The organism is Flavobacterium sp. LK-23 (assembly GCF_058135255.1).
On sequence record NZ_JBYUVT010000033.1, the window covers coordinates 1 to 5,411 of the forward strand.

Annotated in this window: 2 protein-coding genes; both read right to left on the reverse strand. The window is 36.6% G+C overall.

Annotated features, from left to right (window positions below; translation table 11 throughout):
- Nucleotides 1-142 precede the first annotated feature (142 nt).
- Entirely contained in the window at nt 143-1,567 is a 1,425-nt protein-coding gene (locus AC3Y25_RS24185) for a sialate O-acetylesterase (RefSeq protein WP_489904515.1), read from the reverse strand.
- A gap of 235 nt (nt 1,568-1,802) precedes the next feature.
- Complete coding sequence (locus AC3Y25_RS24190; protein WP_489904516.1) at nt 1,803-5,189, reverse strand: glycosyl hydrolase; 3,387 nt, start codon at nt 5,187-5,189, stop codon at nt 1,803-1,805.
- Nucleotides 5,190-5,411: the final 222 nt, after the last annotated feature.

The window sequence follows — 5,411 nt, forward strand, 5'->3', positions numbered from 1 at the left end:
TATTTCTCATCGCAACAAAATTTATTAAAGTTAAATTTTGTTACCGAATTATCTAACCTTTACAGAAATGACAAACTAGTCGTTAAACTCGTACTTCAACATACCTACAAGGTTTTGAAAACCTTGCAGGAGCACGCATGTATTACCACTCATCCGTCCTAAACGAAGAAACCGGCAATCCTCCTGCACTAAACAATTCCGCTTTAGCGAAATCTTTCCATAAATATCTTACTGCAACTGGATTTTTCACTTTATCAGAAGTTAGAACAACTGATTTTCTTCTTACAACCGTTTTTGCGGGATAGAAAACTTTGTCTTCTCCTGCTATTTCAAAACCTAAAACTTCTTTATCATAAGACGTAATTCCGTTGGCAACATCATCAAAAGAAACGGTTACTGAACCTTCTTTTATTTCCATCGATTTATATTTCGGACTTTCGAATTCAAAACCTTCAATTCCGTACGTTCTTGCCAACGCTTGAAAAGCCAATCGGTTTCCTCCTTTTTCTTTATCCATTGGGTGAATGTTACTTTCTTCTCCAACATCCATTAAAACAGCCATTCCTGCATTCGGAATTTCCTTTGAAGCCTTAAACTGCGCTTCTCTTAAATAAGCTGAATTGTATTTTTCTAAATAATCTTTTGGATGAAATGAAGCATAATTAAACGGTGCAATTTGAGCGAAATAAAACGGAAAATCTCCCTGATTCCACAACGTTCTCCAACTGCTGACCATTTTCTTCATCAAAGCAGTATATTCAGAAGCTCTTTCGTAATTTGATTCTCCCTGATACCAGATACAGCCTTTGATTCCGTAACCAATTACAGGTGAAAGCATTCCATTAAACAAAGTTGTTGGAACACGATTTGGGTCTTTTGCCAATTCTTCTTTTGTAGTCGGAATTTTAGCACTTGTAAAATCTTTCAGCATTTCTTGATTCATCCAAGCTTCCATGCTCGAACCTCCGTACGAAACATGAATCAACCCAACCGGAACATTTAAAACTTCCTGCAAAAGCGATCCAAAATACCAAGCCGTTGCACTAAAATTGGATGTTGATTTTGGAGAAGCTTCTTCCCATTTCCCTTCAAAATCTTGTAAAGGTTCTAAAACTGTTGCTCTTGGAGTCGTAATCAAACGAATATTTTTATTGGTCGATCTTACGATAATTTCATTTCCGTTTTTAACAGGCTGACCTTGGAATCCTTTCAACGGCATTTCCATATTGGATTGTCCAGAGCAAAGCCAAACTTCGCCCAACAAAACATTTTTGATGGTTATTTTTTCGTTTCCTTCAGAAACTTCAATCGTATATGGGCCACCAAAAGAAGAAGTCTGTAATTCTGATTTCCATTTTCCTGAAGCGTCTGCTTTTACTTTGTAAATTTTAGAATCCCACGAAGTTTTGATTACAATGTTAGCGTTCTTTTCTGCCCAGCCCCAAATGGGTGCATTCGATTTTTGCTGTAACATCATATTGTCTGTAAACAATGCAGGCAGTTTAATTTTGGCATTGATTTGAAGACTCGCTAAAATCGTTAATAATGCAATAATTGATTTTTTCATTTTTTTATTTTTTTGCCACAGATTAAAGGATTAAAAAGGATTATTAATCTGTGGGAATCCTTTAATCTGTGGCGAATATTTATTTTTCAATTGCCTCCAGCTTTAGCTGGAGGGATATTAAATGTTTATTTTCAATGGGTATTCTTCTTAACCTCCAGCTAAAGCTGGAGGCAATTAACTTCTTTCTTTGTCAAAAAAAAATAATCCTTTTAATCCTTTAATCTGTGGCTAACTTTTATTTTTCTTTTACAATAATTACCGGCCCTAACAATCCCGCTTTCAACAAAGGTTCTCCTTCTAAACGAAACGGCGCTGTTGTCCAGGTTAATCTTTCTTCTTTTGGTAATTTTTGATCGCCAATTAATCTATTTGCCCACGTATTTGTGACTTTAATTTCTATCGTATTTTTTCCTTTTTGCAAAGCTTTTGAAATATCAGTTTTGAAAGGGAAAGTCCAAAGCGTTCCGCAATCTTTTCCGTTGATTTTAATCTCCGCAATATTGGAAATTTCGCCCAAATCTAGCCAGATATTATCGATGTCTTTTCCTTTCCAGATAAACTCTTTTTTGTAAATAACAGTTCCTGAATAATACTTAATCTGATCATTTTCAGAAGTGCTCCAGTCAAAAAGTTTGTTTGTTTTTACCACTTCTTTTGGACCTATAAATTCTGGATCAAATTGTAATTCCCAGTTTTCATCTAAAGTCTGCACTTTTTCAAATTCAGATGATTTTCGTTGTGCTAAAACTTCATTGGTTTCCTCTTTAAAAATCACAAAACCAGATTCGTTTGAATCTAAAGTTATAGAAGCTATAGTTCTCCCGTTTTCTATTTTCCAATTGGTTAAAATCGAAGTTTTATCATTTACGGGATTGTACCAAACTGGAATTTTTCCTGAAATTCTGAAAGAAACATCAACTACTCTTTTTTCATTCTTTTGATTCGAAAGGAAATATAAATCTTCACTTTCTGATTTACGATGTGTCCAAGCCAATGTTTGTGAATCAGCTCGGTTTAAATTTGGAAAATAAACATCTTGAGTAATTCCGATAGAAGTAAAATCATTTCCTAAATATGGCAGTTTTACAACCGTACCTTTTCCGATTTTCCATGAAGACGAGTTGGCGTTATTCCAGATTTCATCAATTATAATCTGCCATTTCTTTTGATCGGCTTCTGATTGAATTCCCGGCTGAATATTGGGTTTTTCATCCACAAAAATCGTTGCGCCTTCGTTTAGTAATTCCAATATTTTTTCGGCGGAAGCCAAAGATAAAATCTTATTCGGTGCCATTTTGTGACTTCCCGGGAAGAATAAAGCACCGTATTCAATTCCGCCATCAAACGAAATTTTTCCGTTTACCACTTTCGCTCTATTAATTAAAACATCCGCATTGAAAGAATCATATTGATAACCATTTAGCGGATTAATCCATTGTGATAAATCTGTGATATTTTTAGAATAAGTCACTTCTTTTGGCATTTTAGCCGTTGGCTGACCTTCATTTTCTAAACGGATTTTCTCGCTTTCGAGTCTTTCCTTTCCGAAAAGATTCGGAATAAATGGCACCAAACGATCCGGCGCAAAAGAACGTGAAGGAAAATCTTCGCCAATAAAAACCGCCAAGTCAATTACAGGTTTTCCTTTTTGCAATTGAAACTGTACTCTTTGACAATAATCAAACCAAGCTTTTCCGGGTTTCCACCACGTTTGGTCTCTTTGGAAAAAAGTTCCGATATCGTCTAAAGTCATTCCCGGTTTTCTATCCGTCCACGGATTATGAACAAAAACGTGATAAAATAAACGGTTAATTCCTAAAGCATAATTGCGGTCTGCCGTTGTTTTTAGATTTCCGGGATGCTCGTCCCAATCCATTCTCAGAGCCGTAAAAGATTCCGCCTGAATAATATCTTTTCCGTAAATATGTCCGCCCGAAATGGCATCGACCATATCAAAAGGTTTGTCGTGCGTTGGACTTTTCAGCCAAAATTCTCCACCTGGATAATCGACATATTTATAATGCAGCAAAGCATCACTCATCATTGTCGGAGCGACGTTTTCTGAACTTAACTTAACGTTATATTCTTTTGCAATTTGAGCGACAGTTCCGTAGAAATTATCGGCAACTAAATCGGCAATTGTTTTTCGAACATCGTATAAAACTTTCTCTGAAAAATCGGCATTTTCTATCGGAATTCCCGCCATAACTGGAAGATATTCTACAAGATCGTAGCCACGTCTCTTTTTAAATTCAGCCTGAAAAACCGAAGACCAATTTTGGCTTCCACATTCCCAGCTGTCAAAATGCAGAATTTCTAAAACTTTTGAAGCCAGTTTAGGACCAGCAGAGCGAACGGCTTCTCCGAACCAATGATCTAACTGAAAACGAATTAATTCTGGGTTAAATTTGTCTACTTCCAACCCTTTTCCTGCTCCGCCAGTTGCATTTTCATGCCCTGTAGAAGTATGTCCCATTCGGATAATTTTCCACTTTCCTTTTGGTGCTTTCCAGTTTAGATTTCCACTAGCATCAACGAAATTCGAAATATTGATAATTTCAGATTTTTTGAATGCATCAGAATTTGGAATTTCTTTTTTAGTAGTTTGTGGAGTCAAGCGCCAAATTGCTCCTGATTTTCCTTCGTAATTATTAATCAGTGATTGATTCGAAAGTGTAATTTTACTCACTTTCAGATTCTGTTTCCACTTCGCAAAATCCAAATCTTCTGCTCCAGGTTCTGTGCCTTTTGGGTCATATACAAATCTGAAATATTTTGCTGTAACAGGCGTAATCGTATGTGTATTCGGGAAATCCATATCCTGCCAGCCGTGACGTGGTGCAATCATTCTTTCGTGGAATCTAAAATTAACTCCATCATCACTCACTTCTACAATAAGACGCTGTGCTTGAAAATCTCTTCCTTTGGTTTCAATTACAATAGATTTGCAGGTAAAAGGCTGTGCAAATTCGTACTGAATCCAACCTCCATCTGCAAACTTGAAGTTTTCATCTTTTTTAGGATCAGCCAAAAACGAAGCATCGGTATTGTTGGATGTGGTTACTTTTGGCAGTTGCATCTGCGAAGTAATTTGGTATTCTTTTATCTGAATCGCAAAAGTTGCAATGTCTTTATAATAATCTTTATAATGTTCTGGAACTGGCAATTTTAACGCTATTTTCTTTCCGCCTAAAATTTCAGTTGTTGACCAAACTATTTTCTGCATTGACATTTCTGGCATTATCCACGGACCTCCTGCAACGGCAAATCCGTCAGCTCCATGAAAAGCCAATTTCAAACCTAAACGATCTGCCTCTTTGAATGCCCAATGAATCATATCCCAAAATTCAGGCGTCAACTGTAAAACCGGCGGATCTATCAATGGCGGATTTGCCGGGCCTTTAATAGTCATTAAATAAGCGCCTGCAATTCCGGCTTGTTTCATGGCTTCTAAATCGGCTGTGATTCCGGGTTTAGAATACGCCGATTTCATCCAATACCAATACACCCAAGGTCTTGAGGATTCTAATGTTGGCTGAAAAGATTCTTTTTTATGGATTTCCTGTGCAGAGACGAAACTCGCTAAAAGAAGGATAAAAAAGAGGTGTTTTTTTTGAAACATTATTCTTTGTTTTATTTCGTTTGTAAACCCGACAGGTTTTTGAAACCTGTCGGGTTTGATATATCGCATTTTTTGTCATTTCGACGAAGGAGAAATCTCCACAAGTAGCTCCGTAACGAAAGTCCAATCTTTGAGGAGTTTCTTACGAAGATTTCTCCTTCGTCGAAATTGTAAAAGTTACTTATTTCGGTAACGGATTTATCATTTCAATTGGCTTTTTTC

Coding starts and splice junctions, on each gene's coding strand:
- AC3Y25_RS24185 (WP_489904515.1), bottom strand. CDS start 1,567: ATGAAAAAATCAATTATTGCATTATTAACGATTTTAGCGAGTCTTCAA.
- AC3Y25_RS24190 (WP_489904516.1), bottom strand. CDS start 5,189: ATGTTTCAAAAAAAACACCTCTTTTTTATCCTTCTTTTAGCGAGTTTC.